This window comes from Salmonella sp. NW38 (assembly GCF_051807745.1).
Classification (GTDB): domain Bacteria; phylum Pseudomonadota; class Gammaproteobacteria; order Enterobacterales; family Enterobacteriaceae; genus Salmonella; species Salmonella enterica.
The window spans coordinates 709,363-729,413 of sequence record NZ_JAMMTO010000001.1 but is presented as its reverse complement, the minus strand read 5'-3'; the positions used below and the strand labels follow the sequence as shown (position 1 = coordinate 729,413).

Below are 20,051 nucleotides of genomic sequence, written 5' to 3'. Positions count from 1 at the left end.
CATCCAGGGGGATACCCCTTAATACCCACTTGTTGAAAATTTAACATTCATGTCGTGCGTAAATTTAATTTTATGTAATTAAATCAGTAACATATATAAATAAAACTCCTCCTCCAAAAGGAGTATACAGGAGGTTTGCGCGCCATTTGCATCCCTGTCCGCCTTGATCGTTATCAATTCTCACGCCCATTCAGCGCGTTACCTTCGCCCTTAGTTAAGCAATGTCGATTTATCAGAGAGCCGTAAGGTTCCACACAGGAGAAACCCGATGAGTAAATTCCTGGACCGGTTTCGCTACTTCAAACAGAAGGGCGAAACCTTTGCCGATGGGCACGGCCAGCTTCTCGAAACAAACCGGGACTGGGAGGACGGATACCGCCAACGTTGGCAGCATGACAAAATTGTGCGCTCAACCCATGGGGTGAACTGCACCGGTTCTTGTAGCTGGAAAATTTATGTCAAAAATGGTCTGGTGACCTGGGAAACACAGCAAACCGATTACCCGCGCACCCGTCCTGATATGCCAAACCATGAACCTCGCGGCTGCCCGCGCGGGGCAAGTTACTCCTGGTATCTCTACAGCGCTAACCGACTGAAATATCCGCTAATGCGCAAACGTCTGATGAAGATGTGGCGCGAGGCGAAAAAACTGCATCGCGATCCGGTAGAGGCATGGGCCTCCATCATTGAAGATGCCGATAAAGCCAAAAGCTTCAAACAGGCGCGTGGTCGTGGCGGCTTTGTTCGCTCCTCATGGCAGGAAGTGAACGAGCTGATCGCCGCCTCCAACGTGTACACCGTGAAAACCTATGGCCCTGACCGCGTCGCGGGCTTCTCACCCATTCCGGCGATGTCGATGGTTTCCTACGCTTCCGGCGCACGTTATCTTTCGCTGATTGGCGGTACCTGCCTGAGCTTTTACGACTGGTACTGCGACCTGCCGCCAGCCTCCCCGCAGACCTGGGGCGAGCAGACCGACGTGCCGGAATCCGCTGACTGGTACAACTCCAGCTATATTATCGCCTGGGGCTCTAACGTGCCGCAAACCCGTACGCCGGATGCCCACTTCTTTACCGAAGTACGTTACAAAGGCACTAAAACCGTCGCGGTGACGCCGGACTATGCTGAAATCGCCAAACTGTGCGATCTGTGGCTGGCGCCGAAGCAGGGGACCGATGCGGCGATGGCGCTGGCGATGGGCCACGTCATGCTGCGCGAGTTCCACCTCGACAACCCGCGCCAGTACTTCACCGATTATGTCCGTCGCTATACCGACATGCCAATGCTGGTGATGCTTGAAGAACGTGATGGTTATTATGCCGCAGGTCGTATGCTGCGCGCTGCCGATCTCTTTGATTCGCTGGGGCAGGAAAATAACCCGGAATGGAAAACCGTCGCTATCAACAGCAACGGTGAAATGGTGGCGCCAAACGGTTCAATTGGTTTCCGCTGGGGTGAAAAAGGCAAATGGAACCTCGAACAGCGCGACGGGACTACCGGTGCAGAAACTGAATTGCAGCTCAGCTTGCTGGGCAGCCAGGATGAGATTGCTGACGTGGGCTTCCCGTATTTCGGCGGCGAAGGTTCAGAGTACTTTAATCATGTGGCGCTGGATAACGTCCTGCTGCATAAACTGCCGGTTAAACGTCTGCAACTGGCCGATGGTTCTACCGCGTTAGTTACTACCGTATATGACCTGACCATGGCGAACTATGGTCTGGAACGCGGCCTGAACGATGAAAACTGTGCCGCCAGTTATGACGATACCAAAGCGTATACGCCAGCATGGGCCGAGCAGATCACTGGCGTGCCGCGGGCGCAGATCATCCGTATCGCACGGGAGTTCGCCGATAACGCGGACAAAACGCACGGGCGTTCAATGATTATCGTTGGCGCCGGTCTGAACCACTGGTATCACCTCGATATGAACTATCGCGGGCTGATCAATATGTTGGTGTTCTGTGGTTGCGTTGGTCAGAGTGGTGGCGGCTGGGCGCACTACGTCGGCCAGGAAAAACTGCGTCCGCAGACCGGCTGGCAGCCGCTGGCGTTTGCCCTTGACTGGCAGCGTCCGGCGCGTCACATGAACAGCACCTCTTACTTCTATAACCACTCCAGCCAGTGGCGCTACGAGACGGTGACCGCCGAGGAGTTACTGTCGCCGATGGCGGACAAATCCCGCTATAGCGGTCATCTGATTGACTTCAATGTGCGCGCCGAGCGTATGGGCTGGTTGCCGTCGGCACCGCAGTTAGGCACCAACCCGCTGTATATTGCGCGTGAAGCGGAAAAATCCGGTATGACGCCGGTAGATTATACCGTCAAATCCCTGAAAGAGGGTTCGATTCGCTTTGCCGCCGAGCAGCCGGAAAACGGTAAAAACCACCCGCGTAACCTGTTCATCTGGCGTTCTAACCTGCTTGGGTCTTCCGGTAAAGGCCATGAGTACATGCTGAAGTATCTGCTGGGTACTGAGCATGGTATTCAGGGGCTGGATCTGGGTAAACAGGGCGGTGTGAAGCCGGAAGAAGTGGAGTGGCGCGACAATGGCCTGGACGGCAAACTGGATCTGGTGGTGACGCTGGACTTCCGCCTGTCGAGCACCTGCCTGTACTCCGATATCGTACTGCCGACCGCCACCTGGTATGAAAAAGACGATATGAATACCTCGGATATGCATCCGTTTATTCATCCGCTGTCTGCCGCCGTAGATCCGGCCTGGGAATCGAAAAGCGACTGGGAAATCTACAAAGGCATTGCGAAGAAATTCTCCGAAGTCTGTGTAGGCCACCTGGGTAAAGAGACTGACGTCGTGACTCTGCCGATCCAGCACGATTCTGCCGCTGAACTGGCGCAGCCGCTGGACGTGAAAGACTGGAAAAAAGGCGAATGCGACCTGATTCCAGGGAAAACCGCGCCGCACATCATGACCGTTGAGCGTGATTATCCGGCCACCTATGAGCGATTTACCTCTATCGGCCCGCTGATGGAGAAAATCGGCAACGGCGGGAAAGGGATTGCCTGGAACACGCAGAGCGAAATGGACTTGCTGCGTAAGCTCAATTACACCAAAGCGGACGGTCCGGCGAAAGGCCAGCCGATGCTCAACACGGCGATTGACGCGGCAGAGATGATCCTGACGTTAGCGCCGGAAACCAACGGTCAGGTGGCGGTGAAAGCCTGGGCGGCGCTGAGCGAGTTTACCGGTCGCGACCATACGCATCTGGCAACCAATAAAGAAGAAGAGAAAATCCGCTTCCGCGATATTCAGGCCCAGCCGCGCAAAATTATCTCCAGCCCGACCTGGTCTGGTCTGGAAGATGAGCACGTTTCTTATAACGCCGGTTATACCAACGTTCACGAGTTGATTCCATGGCGTACGCTGTCTGGCCGCCAACAGTTGTATCAGGATCACCAGTGGATGCGCGACTTCGGCGAAAGTTTGCTGGTGTATCGTCCACCGATCGACACCCGCTCGGTGAAAGCGGTGATGGGGCGTAAATCCAACGGTAATCCGGAGAAGGCGCTCAACTTCCTGACGCCGCACCAGAAATGGGGTATCCACTCGACCTACAGCGATAACCTGTTGATGCTGACCTTGTCGCGTGGCGGCCCGATTGTGTGGATGAGCGAAACCGACGCCAAAGATCTGGGCATTGAAGATAACGACTGGATCGAAGTCTTCAACAGCAACGGCGCATTGACCGCACGCGCAGTGGTCAGCCAGCGTGTACCGGCGGGCATGACCATGATGTACCACGCGCAGGAACGTATCGTAAACCTGCCGGGGTCGGAAATTACCCAGCAGCGCGGCGGTATTCATAACTCGGTGACGCGCATTACGCCGAAACCGACCCATATGATCGGCGGCTATGCGCAGTTAGCCTACGGCTTTAACTACTACGGTACCGTCGGCTCCAACCGCGATGAGTTTGTGGTGGTACGTAAGATGAAGAACATTAACTGGTTGGATGGCGAAGGCAATGACCAGGTACAGGAGAGCGTAAAATGAAAATTCGTTCACAAGTCGGCATGGTGCTGAATCTCGATAAGTGCATCGGCTGTCATACCTGTTCAGTCACCTGTAAAAACGTCTGGACCAGTCGCGAAGGTATGGAATACGCGTGGTTCAACAACGTAGAAAGTAAGCCTGGCGTTGGTTTTCCGAATGACTGGGAAAATCAGGAAAAATGGAAAGGCGGCTGGATCCGCAAAATCAACGGCAAACTACAGCCGCGCATGGGCAACCGGGCGCTGCTGCTGGGTAAAATCTTCGCTAACCCGCATCTGCCAGGCATCGACGACTACTACGAGCCATTTGATTTCGACTATCAGAATCTGCACACCGCGCCGGAAGGCAGCAAAGCGCAGCCGATTGCCCGTCCGCGCTCGCTGATTACCGGCCAGCGGATGGACAAAATTACCAGCGGGCCAAACTGGGAAGAGATTCTGGGCGGCGAGTTCGAAAAACGCGCCAAAGATCAGAATTTCGAAAACATGCAGAAGGCGATGTACGGCCAGTTCGAAAACACCTTCATGATGTACCTGCCGCGCCTGTGCGAGCACTGCCTCAATCCGGCGTGCGTGGCGACCTGCCCGAGCGGTGCTATCTACAAGCGTGAAGAAGATGGCATCGTGCTGATCGACCAGGACAAGTGCCGCGGCTGGCGGATGTGCATCACCGGTTGCCCGTACAAGAAGATTTATTTCAACTGGAAGAGCGGCAAGTCCGAGAAGTGCATCTTCTGCTACCCGCGTATCGAAGCTGGCCAGCCGACCGTTTGCTCCGAAACCTGCGTGGGCCGTATCCGTTATCTTGGCGTACTGTTGTATGACGCAGATGCCATTGAAAGCGCCGCCAGTACGGAAAACGAAAAAGATCTGTACCAGCGTCAACTGGACGTGTTCCTCGATCCGAACGATCCGGCTGTCATTGAACAGGCGCTGAAGGACGGCGTGCCGCAGAGCGTGATCGATGCGGCGCAGCAATCGCCAGTGTACAAAATGGCGATGGACTGGAAGCTGGCGCTGCCGCTGCATCCGGAATACCGCACGCTGCCGATGGTCTGGTACGTGCCGCCGCTGTCGCCGATTCAGTCTGCCGCCGACGCGGGTGAACTGGGCAGCAACGGTATTCTGCCGGATGTAGACAGTTTGCGTATCCCGGTGCAGTACCTGGCGAACCTGTTGACCGCTGGCGACACTCAGCCGGTACTGTTGGCGCTGAAACGCATGCTGGCGATGCGTCACTACAAACGTGCGGAAACCGTAGACGGTAAAGTGGATACCCGCGCGCTGGAAGAGGTGGGTTTAAGCGAAGCCCAGGCGCAGGAAATGTATCGTTACCTGGCAATTGCTAATTATGAAGATCGCTTTGTGGTGCCGAGCAGCCATCGTGAACTGGCGCGTGACGCATTCCCGGAGAAAAGCGGTTGTGGCTTTACCTTCGGCGATGGTTGCCACGGGTCTGATACCAAATTCAATCTGTTCAACAGCCGCCGCATCGACGCTGTTGATGTGACCAGCAAAACGGAGCCGCACGCATGATTGAACTCGTCATTGTTTCGCGTCTGCTCGAGTACCCGGATGCTGCCCTGTGGCAGCATCAGCAGGAGTTGTTCGATGCGCTCGCGTCATCTGAGAACCTGGATAAAGAGGATGCCCAGACTCTGGGCATTTTCCTGCGCGATTTAACCGCGCAGGACATGCTGGATGTACAGGCCGCTTATAGCGAACTGTTTGACCGTGGCCGTGCCACATCGCTGCTGCTGTTTGAACATGTACACGGGGAATCCCGCGATCGCGGTCAGGCGATGGTTGACCTGATGGCACAGTATGAGCAGCACGGTTTGCAGCTCGACAGCCGCGAACTTCCCGATCATCTTCCGCTGTATCTGGAATACCTTGCGCAGTTGCCGAAAAGCGAAGCGTTAGGGGGTTTACAGGATATCGCGCCGATTCTGGCGCTGCTAAGCGCACGTTTGCAACAGCGTGACAGCCGTTATGCGGTGCTGTTCGATCTGCTGTTAAAACTGGCGAATACCGTTATCGACAGCGATAAAGTGGCTGAAAAAATTGCGAATGAAGCACGTGATGATACCCCACAGGCTCTGGATGCGGTCTGGGAAGAAGAGCAGGTGAAATTCTTCGCCGATCAGGGGTGTGGCGAGTCGGAGATCTCCGCTCACCAGCGTCGTTTTGCCGGTGCCGTGGCGCCGCAATATCTGAATATCACCACCGGAGGACAGCACTAATGCACTTCCTGAATATGTTCTTCTTTGATATCTACCCGTACATTGCCGGATCGGTATTTCTGATCGGTAGCTGGTTACGTTACGACTACGGCCAGTACACCTGGCGGGCGGCCTCCAGCCAGATGCTGGATCGCAAAGGAATGAACCTGGCGTCAAACCTGTTCCACATTGGGATTTTGGGTATTTTCGCCGGTCACTTCCTGGGCATGTTAACGCCGCACTGGATGTATGAAGCTTTTCTGCCGGTCGACGTGAAACAGAAGATGGCGATGATTGCCGGCGGCGCCTGCGGCGTGCTGACTCTGGTTGGCGGTATTTTACTGCTCAAGCGTCGTCTGTTCAGCCCACGTGTCCGCGCCACCACTACCGGAGCAGATATTTTGATTCTCTCGCTGCTGGTGATTCAGTGCGCGCTGGGCCTGTTGACCATTCCGTTCTCCGCCCAGCATATGGACGGGAGTGAAATGATGAAGCTGGTCGGGTGGGCGCAGTCAGTTGTGACCTTCCACGGTGGCGCATCCGCACATCTGGACGGTGTAGCCTTTATCTTCCGTATGCACCTGGTACTGGGGATGACGCTGTTCCTGTTGTTCCCATTCTCGCGCCTGGTGCATATCTGGAGCGTGCCGGTCGAGTATCTGACCCGCAAATACCAGATTGTACGTGCACGTCACTGATTGTGCATTGACAAGCTTAAGTCACTGTAATACTGAGATGTATTCAGCAATATAGCAGAAAAAAATAGCACGGGCATGGAGGCTGACTTCCTGCCCGTTTTTTCGCACTTCTTGCCCATTTTTCCCTGCGTGAGCGGGGATAAGCACACGTTGAACCGCTCGGTGCCTTATTTTCGGCTGGGTAATATGACGTTAATAAGCCCCAGAAGCCGATTTACGCGCTCCTGAATTGATGCAGGCATCAACAAGTGGAGCCGATAACCATAACGTGGATATATTTCTCTCATTGCCTCATATGTCCGTACCGCTTCCTCCCACGATTGTGTTCGTTCGTTATCCTGCTTATATATCGCTTTCCATGGCGGGAGAATAATAACGTCAGTGGCATAGCGAAATTGGTTAATAGCACGATGTAACCGGTTGGGTATTGGTTCGCCCACCAGCGTGAGATAGCCTGCAATATCCGGCAGCGCACGGTCGTAGAAGAGGGGACGATCGGACTGTTCGGCCTGATACCAGGCATTAATATCCATTGCCTGCATGGCTTCTGCAAATCGCGCCGGAGAACGCCACGGCAGCGCATCGCCGTTTATGTCCATTTGTTGTTTGATAACAGCACGCCCGGATTCGGGCTGACAGTGGAAACCACTTTTTTCCAGAGCCGTAATCAGCGTAGTTTTACCCGCGCTGGGCCCGCCAGTAATGATAATGCGTGAATTCATAGCAATAGTCTTTATACATTTGTAGTGAGGAAATTGGGGGTAGGTGTTGAAAAAGATCTGAAGGCAGCGGTTTTCGGATGTGAATGACGTGATTTGGAATAGATGTGTTCAGCAGCGGATGACGGGGGAAGGATTACTCAGCGCTGCGCGCTTCGCCCTTCGGGTCGTTGCCTACGGCAACGCTTTCTCGCTGCGCTCGAATCGAACCTTAGTCGAAGCTTCTCATCCTTCCCGTACAGAGAGATATAAGGCACTGTGCTTAACGGGGATAAGATACGCGACGAGAGTGATGGTGGTGGGGGAAGGATTACTCAGCGCTGCGCGCTTCGCCCTTCGGGTCGTTGCCTGCGGCAACGCTTTCTCGCTTTCGCTCGAATCGAACCTTAGTCGAAGCTTCTCATCCTTCCCGTACAGAGAGATATAAGGCACTGTGCTTAGCGGGGATAAGATACGCGACGGGAGTGATGGTGGTGGGGGAAGGATGACTCAGCGCTGCGCGCTTCGCCCTTCGGGTCGTTGCCTACGGCAACGCTTTCTCGCTGCGCTCGAATCGAACCTTAGTCGAAGCTTCTCATCCTTCCCCGTACGGAGAGATATGAGCACTGTGCTTAACGGGGATAAGATACGCGACGGAAGTGATGGTGGTGGGGGAAGGATTCGAACCTTCGAAGTCGATGACGGCAGATTTACAGTCTGCTCCCTTTGGCCGCTCGGGAACCCCACCAGGGGTAATTCAAATTGTAGGTAAAGCTTGAAGATGGTGGTGGGGGAAGGATTATTCGTCGCTTCGCTCCTCAACCTACGGGCCGTTGCCGTTGGCAACGTTCTCTCGCTTTCGCTCGAGTCGAACCTTAATCGAAGGTTCTCACCCTTCCCCGACAAGTGCAAACTTCTGCATTGCTCATCGAGTTAACTACATCGCTGTAGTGAATAATGGTGGTGGGGGAAGGATTCGAACCTTCGAAGTCGATGACGGCAGATTTACAGTCTGCTCCCTTTGGCCGCTCGGGAACCCCACCATGGGGTAAATTCATTATGCTGCTTGCATTCTATAGCGGGAAGGATTATTCGGAGCTAAAGCTCCTCACCCTTCGGGCCGTTGCCTGCGGCAACGTTCTCTCACTATTGCTCGAGTCGAACCTTGAAGTCGATGACGGCAGATTTGCAGTCAGCTCCCTTATGATCTCTCGGGAACCCCACCACGGGGTAATGCTTAATACTGGCCTGCTTCCTTTCGGGAAGCGGGGCGCATCATATCAAATGACACGCCGCTGTAAAGCATTCCTTTGCCTGAAATGAACTGTTTGCGTACTTTTCATCCGTAACGGATTAAAGCTAATCAATTCATATTACTGACGATTAAAGAATAATCGTCCGATTGCCGTAAACAAAGACCCGCTGCGCCAGAACCTGATACAGCGCGCGGCTTAATACGTTTTTCTCAACGTCGCGCCCGGCACGCATCATATCTTCTGATGTGTAGGTGTGATCGACGTGAATCACATCTTGCATAATGATCGGACCTTCATCCAGATTATCATTCACATAGTGCGCGGTAGCGCCGATGATTTTCACGCCGCGCTCATAGGCCTGATGATAAGGACGTGCGCCAATAAAAGCAGGCAGGAATGAGTGGTGGATATTGATAATTTTGTTCGGAAAGCGCGCCACAAAACCTGGCGTCAAAACACGCATATACTTGGCCAGCACCACATAGTCCGGTTGATGGGCATCAATGGCGTCCGCCATCTTCGTGTCATGCTCTTCACGCGTTAATCCCTCATGGCTGACCAGTTCGAAAGGGATCTCAAAACGTTCAACCAGCGAGCGTAACGTTTCATGGTTGCCAATGACCGCGGCGATTTCAACATCCAGCCCGCCATAGTTGGCTTTCATCAGCAAGTCGCCCAGACAATGCGCCTCTTTAGTAACCAGAATCACTACCCGACGGCGTCCGGCGGGATTGAGTTCACGAACAGAGCCTTCCGGTAAGGCGCTGTCCAGATCGGCCAGAAGAGTGGAATCATTGAAGATGCCTTCCAGCTCGGTCCGCATAAAAAAGCGTCCGGTGCGATGGTCCACAAATTCATTGTTTTGCACAATATTAAGCTCGTGCTTATAGCAAATGTTGGTAATCCGCGCGATAAGGCCTTTTTGATCGGGACAAATAGTACGCAGAACTTTACGTTGTAGTGATTGCATTGCCGGAAAAATCCTGTTGAGAGTGTTTGTTGTATCGATACTGTCAGGCATCACTGGCCGCAGCACTTTTTAAATTTTTTGCCTGAACCGCACGGGCAGGGATCATTTCGACCCAACTGCGGGCGGGTACCGTCAATATAATACCACTGACCGTTTTCTTTGATAAAACGAGAGCGTTCGATAATCGCCCCGGTTTTCCCTTGTTCGGAAAAGCGCGCGATAAAACTAACATACCCTGTATTTTCTGCGTCTGACCAGGTATGTTCAAAAATAGTCAGGCCGAGCCACCTGGTATTGGCAAATCCGGCGATGATATCATCGCGAAACGCGGCCGCATTGCAGGTTGGATGCCAGCTCTTAATTAAGTAATCTGCGTCTTTCATCACAAAAGCGCAGTAACGAGAGCGCATGAGATGTGACGGATCGGGTGCTACTCGTTCTCCGGACACAATACGACCACAACATAGGCTATACTCGTCAGCGCTACCACAGGGACAAGGCTGAGACACAATAATCTCCCTGAATATAAAAAACGGCGTTGAACGCCAGGGTGGCATTATGTTAACTGAGCAGTGGCGATGTTGCTACGTCTTGAAGCCAGGGGAAGTCGTTAAGTACGATGAGAAAAATGAAAATAGGGCTGGCGCTGGGATCTGGCGCAGCGAGAGGATGGTCTCATATTGGGGTCATCAAAGCCCTCAAGCAAACAGGCATTGATATTGATATCGTTGCGGGATGCTCAATAGGTTCACTGGTCGGCGCCGCGTATGCCTGTAATAAATTATCGGCGCTTGAACAGTGGGTATGTTCATTCCGCTACTGGGATGTTTTACGCCTGATGGATGTATCCTGGGGCAGAGGAGGGTTGCTTCGCGGCGAACGCGTATTTAATCACTATCGGGATATTATGCCCGTCACGGATTTTGACCACTGTTCAAGACGTTTTGGCGCGGTCGCGACGAATCTTAGCACGGGACGAGAGCTATGGTTTACTGAAGGCGATCTACACCTTGCCGTACGCGCGTCGTGCAGTATGCCAGGGCTGATGTCTCCGGTTGAACATAACGGTTACTGGCTGGTAGATGGCGCAGTCGTTAATCCGGTACCTGTTTCGTTAACCAGGGCGCTGGGGGCTGATATCGTTATTGCGGTAGATCTGCAACATGATGCCCACCTCATGCAGCAAGATTTGCTCTCTGTAAATGTCGGGAATATCAATGAAGAGAGCGATGATGCGCTGCCCTGGCATAAGCGTTTAAAAGAACGTTTCAGTAGCCTGACTTCACGCCGTGGCGTGAGTTCGCCTGGGGCAATGGAAATCATGACAACCTCCATTCAGGTGTTGGAAAATCGTCTTAAACGTAACCGTATGGCTGGCGATCCGCCTGATATTCTCATTCAACCATTCTGTCCGCAAATCTCTACGCTGGATTTTCATCGCGCCCATGCCGCTATTGCGGCGGGTCAGTTAGCCGTAGAGAAAAAGATGGACGAACTTATACCCTTGGTGCGTACCGACGTTTAATGTACCTTTTACGATCACTTAAGCAAATTCTGACAGGCGCAAGCGGCAATACCATGCCACTATTGATTAAAGCCAGTCAGGGGAGAGAACATGACGCAGCCATTGGTCGGAAAACAGATTCTTATTGTTGAAGACGAGCCTGTATTTCGCTCGCTTCTGGATTCGTGGTTTTCCTCTTTGGGAGCGACAACGGCATTGGCAGGCGACGGGGTGGATGCCCTGGAGTTGATGGGGCGTTTTACCCCTGATCTCATGATATGTGATATCGCTATGCCGAGAATGAACGGTCTCAAACTGGTAGAAAACTTACGTAATCGCGGAGACCAGACGCCTATTCTGGTTATTTCCGCAACAGAAAATATGGCGGATATCGCCAAAGCGTTACGCCTTGGGGTTGAAGATGTCTTGCTGAAGCCGGTAAAAGATCTCAACCGCTTGCGGGAAACCGTATTCGCTTGCTTATACCCTAATATGTTTAACTCGCGGGTTGAAGAAGAAGAACGCCTGTTTCGTGACTGGGATGCAATGGTGAGTAATCCGACCGCCGCAGCGCAATTGTTGCAGGAATTGCAGCCCCCGGTACAGCAGGTGATTTCTCATTGCCGCATTAATTACCGGCAGCTCGTCTCCGCCGATCAGCCTGGACTGGTGCTGGATATTGCGCCGCTATCTGATAACGAACTGGCATTTTATTGCCTGGATGTCACCCGGGCGGGCGATAACGGCGTGTTAGCCGCATTGTTGCTGCGGGCGCTATTTAACGGCTTATTGCAGGATCAGCTCGGCCAACAAAAGCACCGTTTACCGGAGTTAGGCGCGCTATTAAAACAGGTAAATCATCTGCTCAGACAAGCCAATTTACCTGGGCAATTCCCGCTATTTGTCGGCTACTATCACAGTGAGCTCAAAAATTTGATTCTCGTCTCCGCCGGATTGAACGCCACCTTAAATACGGGCGCTCATCAGGTTCAAATTAGCAGCGGCGTGCCGCTAGGAACATTGGGTAACGCCTACCTTAACCAATTAAGCCAGCGTTGCGACTCATGGCAGTGTCAAATATGGGGCGCAGGAGGGCGTCTGCGATTGATGTTGTCTGCGGAATGACCAAACGGAAGAGTGAGCGGAAATTGCTTTACCGGCCTTTCCCGACGAGTGTTACTATCTGCGGCAGATTTATAAGTATTTGTCTTAATTATACCAATATAAGTCCTTTTTGGACCTGAGGCTTGTTCTGGTACTGATATACTGGAACACGATACAGATTAATGAACACGTTCAATACATGAACAGTCCAGGAGAATTTTAAATGGCTGCCCTTAATTCGAAAGTCAAAAAAGCCGTTATCCCGGTCGCGGGATTGGGAACCAGGATGCTGCCAGCGACCAAAGCTATCCCGAAAGAGATGCTGCCGCTGGTTGATAAGCCATTAATTCAGTACGTCGTGAACGAATGTATCGCTGCTGGCATTACTGAAATCGTGCTTGTGACGCACTCGTCTAAAAACTCTATTGAAAACCACTTTGATACCAGTTTTGAGCTGGAAGCGATGCTGGAAAAACGCGTTAAGCGTCAGCTTCTGGAAGAGGTCCAGTCTATTTGCCCTCCGCATGTCACTATTATGCAGGTACGTCAAGGGCTGGCAAAAGGCCTAGGCCATGCCGTATTGTGCGCGCATCCCGTTGTCGGAAACGAACCTGTCGCTGTTATTCTGCCAGACGTTATTCTTGACGAATATGAGTCCGACCTGTCTCAGGATAACCTGGCTGAAATGATCCGCCGTTTCGACGAAACCGGCAATAGCCAGATTATGGTTGAGCCAGTAGAAGATGTGACTGCATACGGCGTGGTCGATTGTAAAGGCGTTGAGCTGGCACCGGGCGAAAGTGTGCCGATGGTTGGCGTGGTTGAAAAACCAAAAGCGGATGTCGCGCCGTCTAACCTTGCGATTGTCGGGCGTTATGTGTTGAGCGCGGATATCTGGGCGTTGCTGGCGAAAACCCCTCCGGGCGCCGGGGATGAAATTCAGTTGACCGATGCTATCGATATGCTGATCGAAAAAGAAACGGTTGAAGCCTACCACATGAAGGGTAAAAGCCATGACTGTGGTAATAAGTTAGGATATATGCAGGCATTCGTTGAATATGGCATCCGTCATAATTCGCTGGGTGCTGAATTTAAAGCCTGGCTTGAAGAAGAAATGGGTATTAAGAAGTAACGATACGTTATAAATTTTTTAACAGAAGCGCTGGTAAATCCGGCGCTTTTTTTATGCCTGGGGTTGTCAGCGGAGAACTCAGGCAAAAAAAATCCCGCCAGCGGCGGGATTTTAAGCATCCAGGAAGTAAATTATTCCTTGATCAGGAAATCTTCCAGTTGCTTACCTTGTTCTTCCATTGCTTTTTTGATTACAGCCGGTGTACGACCCTGGCCAGTCCAGGTTTTAGTTTCACCGTTTTCGTCAACATAGCTATATTTAGCCGGACGAGCTGCGCGTTTAGCTTTGGTGCCGGATTTAGCGGCAGCCATGCTATTCAGCAGTTCATTCGGGTCAATGCCGTCGGCAATTAACATTTCACGATACTGTTGCAGTTTACGAGTGCGTTCTTCCACTTCAGCAGCAGCAGCGCTTTCTTCTTCACGACGCTCATTAACGACAACTTCTAATTTTTCCAGCATTTCTTCAAGCGTTTCCAGAGTACATTCTCTTGCCTGCGCACGAAGAGTACGGATGTTGTTCAGAATTTTAAGTGCTTCGCTCATTGTAGTAATCTCAAACTTATATTGGGGTGGTTTGTTGAGCTAATAATAGAGCGATAAATTCAGTTGTGCAATAGCCAGGAATGTAAGGAATTCAAAATTACGCTTTATTAAGCACACGTTTTAATTATCTCAACTTAAATTTTCCTTGAGGCGCCGCACAAAAAAGAGCTTATTGGCAGGGGGGATACTCACCGTTTGTCGCTAAAAATTTAGGAGTCAGGTCACATTTTATCATGATGAAATACGATCTCATTGCTGAGATATCAATCTCTTGTATTAGCTTTCCTTACAAGAAAACCCTATTACTTTGCACCGGGTATGAGTAACGGTAACAATAAGTACAAGGTTTTCATATTGGCGGGTGATGATAAGCATTGTTGATGAATTTTAACGGCATAATTTGTGAAGGAATGTGTATATACCCTTCATACTTCAAGTTGCTTATGTGTTGGCTACGCTCGCTCACCCCAGTCACATAGTTATCTATGCTCCTGGGGACTCACTCCCTTGCCGCCTTTAAGCAACTCGAATTATTTTGGGTATAGTGAGCGATGTTTGTACAATTCTTAATACTCACCGGAGCGCGAGCCGCGCCGTCGCGTCGGTAAATTATGGTACAATCCCGCCAATCTTTATTTCACTCAGGTGAGGTCCTGCGACCAATGGCACAGCTATATTTCTACTATTCGGCAATGAATGCGGGTAAGTCGACTGCACTGCTGCAATCTTCATACAATTATCAGGAACGCGGGATGCGTACCGTCGTATATACGGCGGAAATCGACGATCGTTTCGGCGCAGGCAAAGTCAGCTCTCGTATCGGTTTGTCGTCGCCGGCAAAATTGTTTAACCAAAATACATCCTTGTTTGAAGAGATTCGTGCCGAGAGCGCGCGGCAGACAATACATTGCGTGTTAGTCGACGAAAGCCAGTTTTTGACTCGCCAGCAGGTTTATCAATTATCCGAGGTTGTCGACAAATTAGATATTCCAGTACTCTGCTATGGGCTACGAACAGACTTTCGTGGGGAGCTCTTTGTCGGCAGCCAATACTTGCTGGCATGGTCAGATAAGCTGGTGGAATTAAAAACTATCTGTTTCTGCGGTCGTAAAGCCAGTATGGTTCTGCGACTTGATCAGGACGGCAGGCCTTATAACGAAGGCGAACAGGTGGTTATTGGCGGGAATGAACGCTACGTTTCAGTTTGCCGTAAGCATTATAAGGACGCGCTGGAGGAGGGCTCACTGACGGCGATTCAGGAGCGTCATCGGCACATATGATACCTGAGGTAAAGATCGGCTTATAAAACGCCCTGTAGCGCTTTGGAGGTCATTATTCAGGCCTCCAGACGAAGGGCGTGCCGTGAGCACGTAGGCCAGATGATCAGCATAGCGCCTTCAGGCATCAGGTAAACAGGTAAAACAAAAAAACGGCCTCAATTGAGGCCGTTATTGTCATGCTAAAGCAGATAACGAATTAAGCGGATTTTTTCGCTTTTTTCTCTGCTTTCGGTGCGGCAACGACGTCTTTCTTCGCTGCAACTTCACCTTCGGTGAAATCACGACCGTAGTAGGTATCCAGCAGAATCTGTTTCAGTTCGGAGATCAGCGGATAACGCGGGTTAGCGCCGGTGCACTGGTCATCGAAGGCATCTTCAGACAGTTTGTCAACGTGTGCCAGGAAGTCAGCTTCCTGCACGCCTGCTTCACGGATAGACTTAGGAATACCCAGCTCAGCTTTAATGCTTTCCAGCCATGCCAGCAGTTTTTCAATCTTAGCGGCGGTACGGTCGCCCGGCGCGCTCAGGCCCAAGTGGTCAGCAATTTCAGCGTAACGACGGCGTGCCTGCGGACGATCGTACTGGCTGAAAGCGGTCTGCTTGGTCGGGTTGTCATTCGCGTTGTAGCGGATAACGTTACAAATCAGCAGGGCGTTCGCCAGACCGTGCGGAATGTGGAACTGAGAGCCCAGTTTGTGCGCCATGGAGTGACATACACCGAGGAAGGCGTTGGCAAACGCGATACCGGCGATAGTCGCTGCACTGTGAACACGTTCACGCGCAACCGGGTTTTTAGACCCTTCGTGGTAAGACGCCGGCAGGTTTTCTTTCAGCAGTTTCAGAGCCTGCAGAGCCTGACCGTCAGAGAACTCAGAAGCCAGTACGGAAACGTAAGCTTCCAGGGCGTGAGTTACCGCATCCAGACCACCGAACGCACACAGGGACTTCGGCATATCCATCACCAGGTTGGCATCGACAATCGCCATATCCGGGGTCAGGGCGTAGTCAGCCAGCGGATATTTCTGACCGGTTGCATCGTCGGTCACAACCGCAAACGGTGTGACTTCAGAACCGGTACCGGAAGTGGTGGTGACGGCGATCATTTTCGCTTTCACGCCCATTTTCGGGAACTTGTAGATACGTTTACGGATGTCCATAAAGCGCAGCGCCAGTTCTTCGAAGTGAGTTTCCGGATGTTCGTACATGACCCACATGATTTTCGCCGCGTCCATCGGGGAACCACCGCCCAGCGCGATGATCACGTCCGGTTTGAAGGAGTTAGCCAGCTCAGCGCCTTTGCGAACAACGGAAAGCGTCGGGTCGGCTTCAACTTCGAAGAAGACTTCGGTTTCAACGCCAGCCGCTTTCAGCACAGAGGTGATCTGGTCTGCGTAGCCGTTGTTGAACAGGAAGCGGTCAGTCACGATGAGCGCACGTTTGTGGCCATCAGTAATCACTTCATCCAGCGCGATGGGCAGAGAGCCACGGCGGAAGTAGATAGATTTCGGAAGTTTGTGCCACAACATGTTTTCAGCTCGCTTAGCAACGGTTTTCTTGTTGATCAGGTGTTTCGGACCAACGTTTTCAGAGATGGAGTTACCACCCCAGGAACCACAACCCAACGTCAGGGAAGGTGCGAGTTTGAAGTTGTACAGATCACCGATACCACCCTGAGAGGCCGGAGTGTTGATCAGGATACGCGCGGTTTTCATCATCTGACCGAAGTAAGCAACGCGTTCTGGCTGGTTATCCTGGTCAGTGTACAGGCAGGAGGTGTGACCGATACCGCCCATAGCGACCAGTTTTTCTGCTTTTTCTACCGCTTCTTCGAAATCTTTCGCACGATACATCGCCAGAGTCGGAGACAGTTTTTCGTGTGCAAACGGTTCGCTTTCATCAACGACCGTAACTTCACCGATCAGAATCTTGGTAGTTTCTGGTACGGAGAAGCCTGCCAGTTCAGCAATTTTGTAGGCTGGCTGACCGACGATAGCGGCGTTCAGAGCGCCATTTTTCAGGATAACGTTTTGAACCGCTTTCAGCTCCTGGCCCTGCAGCATGTAGCCGCCGTGGCTGGCGAAACGTTCGCGAACGGCATCATAGACGGAATCAACAACGACAACAGACTGTTCAGAAGCACAGATTACGCCGTTATCGAAGGTTTTAGACATCAGAACAGACGCCACAGCGCGTTTGATATCAGCGGTTTCATCAATGACAACCGGGGTGTTGCCTGCGCCTACGCCGATTGCCGGTTTACCGGAGCTGTATGCTGCTTTAACCATGCCTGGACCGCCAGTGGCGAGGATCAGGTTAATATCCGGGTGGTGCATCAGCGCATTAGACAGTTCTACGGAAGGTTGATCGATCCAGCCAATCAGATCTTTCGGCGCGCCGGCAGCGATAGCCGCTTGCAGAACGATGTCTGCCGCTTTGTTGGTTGCTTCTTTAGCGCGCGGATGCGGAGAAAAGATGATGGCGTTACGGGTCTTCAGGCTAATCAGAGACTTAAAGATAGCGGTTGAAGTTGGGTTAGTTGTCGGGACGATACCGCAGATGATACCAATTGGTTCAGCAATAGTGATAGTACCGAAGGTGTCGTCTTCAGACAGCACGCCGCAGGTTTTTTCATCTTTATAGGCATTGTAAATATATTCAGAAGCGAAGTGGTTTTTAATCACTTTGTCTTCCACGATACCCATACCGGATTCGGCGACGGCCATTTTGGCCAGCGGAATGCGGGCATCAGCGGCTGCCAGAGCGGCGGCGCGGAAGATTTTGTCGACCTGTTCTTGAGTGAAACTGGCATATTCACGCTGGGCTTTTTTTACACGCTCTACGAGTGCGTTAAGTTCAGCGACATTAGTAACAGCCATAATGCTCTCCTGATAATGTTAAACTTTTTTAGTAAATCATCTGCGCGATACGTGAGTATAGACAGATCGACGATACTTTGTATAAATGCCTGAAATTCAGGTGGTTACTTAACGTCCGTTTCGCTCTGATTTACTAAAAGAGCTTCTGCGTTAGTATCATTTAACTCTAACGCGTTACGTCCAGGTGGCGTAAGCAAGATTACTCACTTCTGAGTAGCGATTGTGTGATCTAAATCAAGATTACGCAAAGCTGACACCTTTCAGCAGGCCATTTTAGCCTTTTATGTAAATTGTTAAGAAATCGTTGTCATGAAGAGTGAGTGGATTAGCATAACGAGTACATATAAATAACAGCGATGAATGGATGAAATTAGGTGTAGATAAGAGGTGAACTATGCGAATAAAAGGCGTATCTTCTGCGCGTTTTGATCATTAACGAACATTGACTTCATCCGGCTAACGCTTCGGAGCTAACCGTGATTCAACCGCTTTTTGATTTTCCTGTTTACTTTAAGTTCTTTATCGGGCTCTTTGCGCTGGTTAACCCGGTGGGGATTATCCCCGTTTTCATCAGCATGACCAGCTACCAGACGGCCACGGCGCGTAATAAAACTAACCTCACCGCGAATCTGTCGGTCGCGATTATCTTGTGGAGTTCCTTATTCCTCGGCGATGGCATCCTGCAGCTGTTTGGTATTTCTATTGATTCGTTCAGAATTGCGGGCGGTATCCTGGTTGTCACCATTGCAATGTCGATGATCAGCGGGAAGCTGGGGGAAGATAAACAAAACAAGCAAGAAAAGTCAGAGACGGCCATACGCGAGAGCATTGGCGTTGTGCCGTTAGCGCTGCCGTTAATGGCGGGGCCAGGGGCGATTAGCTCCACTATCGTCTGGGGGACGCGTTATCACAGTATCGCGCATTTGCTTGGTTTTTCAGTTGCCATTGCGCTTTTTGCGCTTTGCTGCTGGGGCGTGTTCCGTATGGCGCCGTGGCTGGTTCGTTTGCTGGGGCAAACCGGTATCAACGTTATTACCCGAATCATGGGGTTGTTGTTAATGGCGCTCGGCATCGAATTTATTGTCACAGGAATAAAAGGCATTTTCCCCGGCTTGCTCAACTAAACTCCCACCTGTTGATTTACAGGCGGTGCCCTAAGGGGGCCGCCTTGTGACATTCCCACGTAACACTTCTTACTTTGATAAGCATTCAGCGTTTTAATGATAAAAAATACTAATATAATCTAACGCTATTTATTTTTATTAATCAAACTATTATGAACATTACTGAGTCCGTGAGAAGCGGTAGGTCTGTTATTTTATTCACACCATACTCTGGGGCTTGATGAAGGATTATTGAAATGTTATTAGTTGTTTCAGCTCCATCGTAGATGAATGTGCTAAATAATGAGCATTTGTTAAATTTGTGTGTGTTTTCTGGCGCAAGTATATCCTACGATGTGACAGCGAGATGATTTTCTTTCAACTGGTTGATTATAAATAATAAATTAAAATTTTTTAACATTCTTTAACTGTTTTTCTGGGCAGGAAATTTTCCATAAAAGAGAATTGGTTAACAAAATTGTAAAATGAATTGGCGGTTCAGAAACGCATTTGATACTTTTCGGCCAAACATTTTGCAGAAGATTTCACATTGTTGATAACTATTTTCATTTACATGGTTGTCAGAAATAACGTGCGACGTGGGCAGGTACGTCGTATACCGAATCGACGAAAGGCGATCGAACGAATCGTCA

At 51.1% G+C, this 20,051-nt stretch carries 14 protein-coding genes, 2 tRNA genes and 5 other RNA genes; 9 read left to right on the top strand and 12 right to left on the bottom strand.

What is annotated here, in order from left to right; all coding sequences use genetic code 11:
- Positions 1-268: 268 nt before the first annotated feature.
- The 4 genes from NA624_RS03755 to narI are packed head-to-tail and all read left to right on the top strand — an operon-like array spanning position 269 to position 6,931.
- Positions 269-4,012 (top strand): nitrate reductase subunit alpha, encoded by a 3,744-nt coding sequence (locus NA624_RS03755; RefSeq protein ID WP_000032874.1) that lies wholly within the window; start codon positions 269-271, stop codon positions 4,010-4,012.
- Complete coding sequence (gene narH, locus NA624_RS03750) at positions 4,009-5,547, top strand: nitrate reductase subunit beta (RefSeq protein ID WP_000702614.1); 1,539 nt, start codon at positions 4,009-4,011, stop codon at positions 5,545-5,547. The genes NA624_RS03755 and narH overlap by 4 nt, the downstream gene beginning before the upstream one ends.
- Complete coding sequence (narJ, locus tag NA624_RS03745) at positions 5,544-6,254, top strand: nitrate reductase molybdenum cofactor assembly chaperone (RefSeq protein ID WP_000571666.1); 711 nt, start codon at positions 5,544-5,546, stop codon at positions 6,252-6,254. Before narH ends, narJ begins: the two co-directional genes overlap by 4 nt.
- Positions 6,254-6,931, top strand: a complete 678-nt coding sequence (gene narI, locus NA624_RS03740; RefSeq protein ID WP_000545594.1) for a respiratory nitrate reductase subunit gamma — start codon at positions 6,254-6,256, stop codon at positions 6,929-6,931. Before narJ ends, narI begins: the two co-directional genes overlap by 1 nt.
- A 167-nt stretch (positions 6,932-7,098) precedes the next feature.
- Here narI and NA624_RS03735 read toward each other — a convergent pair whose 3' ends face one another.
- From NA624_RS03735 to NA624_RS03690, 10 genes are all read right to left on the bottom strand, one after another.
- Positions 7,099-7,653, bottom strand: coding sequence for an AAA family ATPase (locus NA624_RS03735; RefSeq protein ID WP_001088482.1), 555 nt, complete (start codon positions 7,651-7,653; stop codon positions 7,099-7,101).
- A 116-nt stretch (positions 7,654-7,769) separates the two neighbouring features.
- A non-coding RNA gene (locus NA624_RS03730) (RtT sRNA) lies at positions 7,770-7,900 on the bottom strand.
- A 43-nt stretch (positions 7,901-7,943) separates the two neighbouring features.
- Positions 7,944-8,075, bottom strand: a non-coding RNA gene (locus NA624_RS03725) — RtT sRNA.
- Positions 8,076-8,118: 43 nt separating this feature from the next.
- Positions 8,119-8,249, bottom strand: a non-coding RNA gene (locus NA624_RS03720) — RtT sRNA.
- 43 nt (positions 8,250-8,292) lie between these two features.
- Positions 8,293-8,377: transfer RNA gene (locus tag NA624_RS03715), tRNA-Tyr, on the bottom strand.
- A 34-nt stretch (positions 8,378-8,411) separates the two neighbouring features.
- Positions 8,412-8,543: non-coding RNA, RtT sRNA (locus NA624_RS03710), on the bottom strand.
- Positions 8,544-8,587: 44 nt separating this feature from the next.
- Positions 8,588-8,672: transfer RNA gene (locus NA624_RS03705), tRNA-Tyr, on the bottom strand.
- Positions 8,673-8,700: 28 nt separating this feature from the next.
- A non-coding RNA gene (locus NA624_RS03700) (RtT sRNA) lies at positions 8,701-8,842 on the bottom strand.
- Between the two features lie 170 nt (positions 8,843-9,012).
- Positions 9,013-9,855, bottom strand: a complete 843-nt coding sequence (purU, locus tag NA624_RS03695) for a formyltetrahydrofolate deformylase (protein WP_001191157.1) — start codon at positions 9,853-9,855, stop codon at positions 9,013-9,015.
- Positions 9,856-9,905: 50 nt separating this feature from the next.
- Positions 9,906-10,364, bottom strand: a complete 459-nt coding sequence (locus NA624_RS03690) for a YchJ family protein (protein ID WP_023257667.1) — start codon at positions 10,362-10,364, stop codon at positions 9,906-9,908.
- Between the two features lie 110 nt (positions 10,365-10,474).
- Here NA624_RS03690 and rssA point away from each other — a divergent pair, with 110 nt between their 5' ends.
- From rssA to galU, 3 genes are all read left to right on the top strand, one after another.
- Entirely contained in the window at positions 10,475-11,380 is a 906-nt protein-coding gene (rssA, locus tag NA624_RS03685; RefSeq protein WP_001230575.1) for a patatin-like phospholipase RssA, read from the top strand.
- A 90-nt stretch (positions 11,381-11,470) separates the two neighbouring features.
- Positions 11,471-12,484, top strand: a complete 1,014-nt coding sequence (gene rssB, locus NA624_RS03680) for a two-component system response regulator RssB (protein WP_000193432.1) — start codon at positions 11,471-11,473, stop codon at positions 12,482-12,484.
- A gap of 202 nt (positions 12,485-12,686) precedes the next feature.
- Positions 12,687-13,595 carry a UTP--glucose-1-phosphate uridylyltransferase GalU gene (gene galU / locus NA624_RS03675; RefSeq protein WP_000729450.1) on the top strand — a complete coding sequence of 303 codons (909 nt, stop codon included), beginning with the start codon at positions 12,687-12,689 and terminating at the stop codon, positions 13,593-13,595.
- 131 nt (positions 13,596-13,726) lie between these two features.
- On the opposite strand, the gene hns is transcribed toward galU, so the two are convergent.
- Positions 13,727-14,140 carry a histone-like nucleoid-structuring protein H-NS gene (gene hns, locus NA624_RS03670; RefSeq protein WP_001287383.1) on the bottom strand — a complete coding sequence of 138 codons (414 nt, stop codon included), beginning with the start codon at positions 14,138-14,140 and terminating at the stop codon, positions 13,727-13,729.
- Between the two features lie 662 nt (positions 14,141-14,802).
- On the opposite strand from hns, the gene tdk reads away from it, so the two are divergent.
- A complete protein-coding gene (gene tdk / locus NA624_RS03665) occupies positions 14,803-15,420 on the top strand; it encodes a thymidine kinase (protein ID WP_000068097.1) in 618 nt (205 codons plus the stop codon).
- Between the two features lie 196 nt (positions 15,421-15,616).
- On the opposite strand, the gene adhE is transcribed toward tdk, so the two are convergent.
- Positions 15,617-18,295: a bifunctional acetaldehyde-CoA/alcohol dehydrogenase gene (gene adhE / locus NA624_RS03660; protein WP_000301678.1), complete on the bottom strand. Its 2,679-nt coding sequence runs from the start codon at positions 18,293-18,295 to the stop codon at positions 15,617-15,619.
- A gap of 476 nt (positions 18,296-18,771) precedes the next feature.
- Between adhE and NA624_RS03655 the strand changes: the two genes are divergently transcribed.
- The gene (locus NA624_RS03655) at positions 18,772-19,419 is read left to right on the top strand and encodes a YchE family NAAT transporter (RefSeq protein ID WP_000615840.1); all 648 of its coding nucleotides are present in this window, start codon (positions 18,772-18,774) and stop codon (positions 19,417-19,419) included.
- Positions 19,420-20,051 lie beyond the last annotated feature (632 nt).

What these genes read in the sequence shown, in the direction of transcription:
- narH (WP_000702614.1), top strand. Translation starts at nt 4,009, where the DNA reads ATGAAAATTCGTTCACAAGTCGGCATGGTGCTGAATCTCGATAAGTGC.
- rssB (WP_000193432.1), top strand. Translation starts at nt 11,471, where the DNA reads ATGACGCAGCCATTGGTCGGAAAACAGATTCTTATTGTTGAAGACGAG.
- rssA (WP_001230575.1), top strand. Translation starts at nt 10,475, where the DNA reads ATGAGAAAAATGAAAATAGGGCTGGCGCTGGGATCTGGCGCAGCGAGA.
- tdk (WP_000068097.1), top strand. Translation starts at nt 14,803, where the DNA reads ATGGCACAGCTATATTTCTACTATTCGGCAATGAATGCGGGTAAGTCG.
- adhE (WP_000301678.1), bottom strand. Translation starts at nt 18,295, where the DNA reads ATGGCTGTTACTAATGTCGCTGAACTTAACGCACTCGTAGAGCGTGTA.
- hns (WP_001287383.1), bottom strand. Translation starts at nt 14,140, where the DNA reads ATGAGCGAAGCACTTAAAATTCTGAACAACATCCGTACTCTTCGTGCG.
- galU (WP_000729450.1), top strand. Translation starts at nt 12,687, where the DNA reads ATGGCTGCCCTTAATTCGAAAGTCAAAAAAGCCGTTATCCCGGTCGCG.
- narJ (WP_000571666.1), top strand. Translation starts at nt 5,544, where the DNA reads ATGATTGAACTCGTCATTGTTTCGCGTCTGCTCGAGTACCCGGATGCT.
- purU (WP_001191157.1), bottom strand. Translation starts at nt 9,855, where the DNA reads ATGCAATCACTACAACGTAAAGTTCTGCGTACTATTTGTCCCGATCAA.
- NA624_RS03735 (WP_001088482.1), bottom strand. Translation starts at nt 7,653, where the DNA reads ATGAATTCACGCATTATCATTACTGGCGGGCCCAGCGCGGGTAAAACT.
- narI (WP_000545594.1), top strand. Translation starts at nt 6,254, where the DNA reads ATGCACTTCCTGAATATGTTCTTCTTTGATATCTACCCGTACATTGCC.
- NA624_RS03755 (WP_000032874.1), top strand. Translation starts at nt 269, where the DNA reads ATGAGTAAATTCCTGGACCGGTTTCGCTACTTCAAACAGAAGGGCGAA.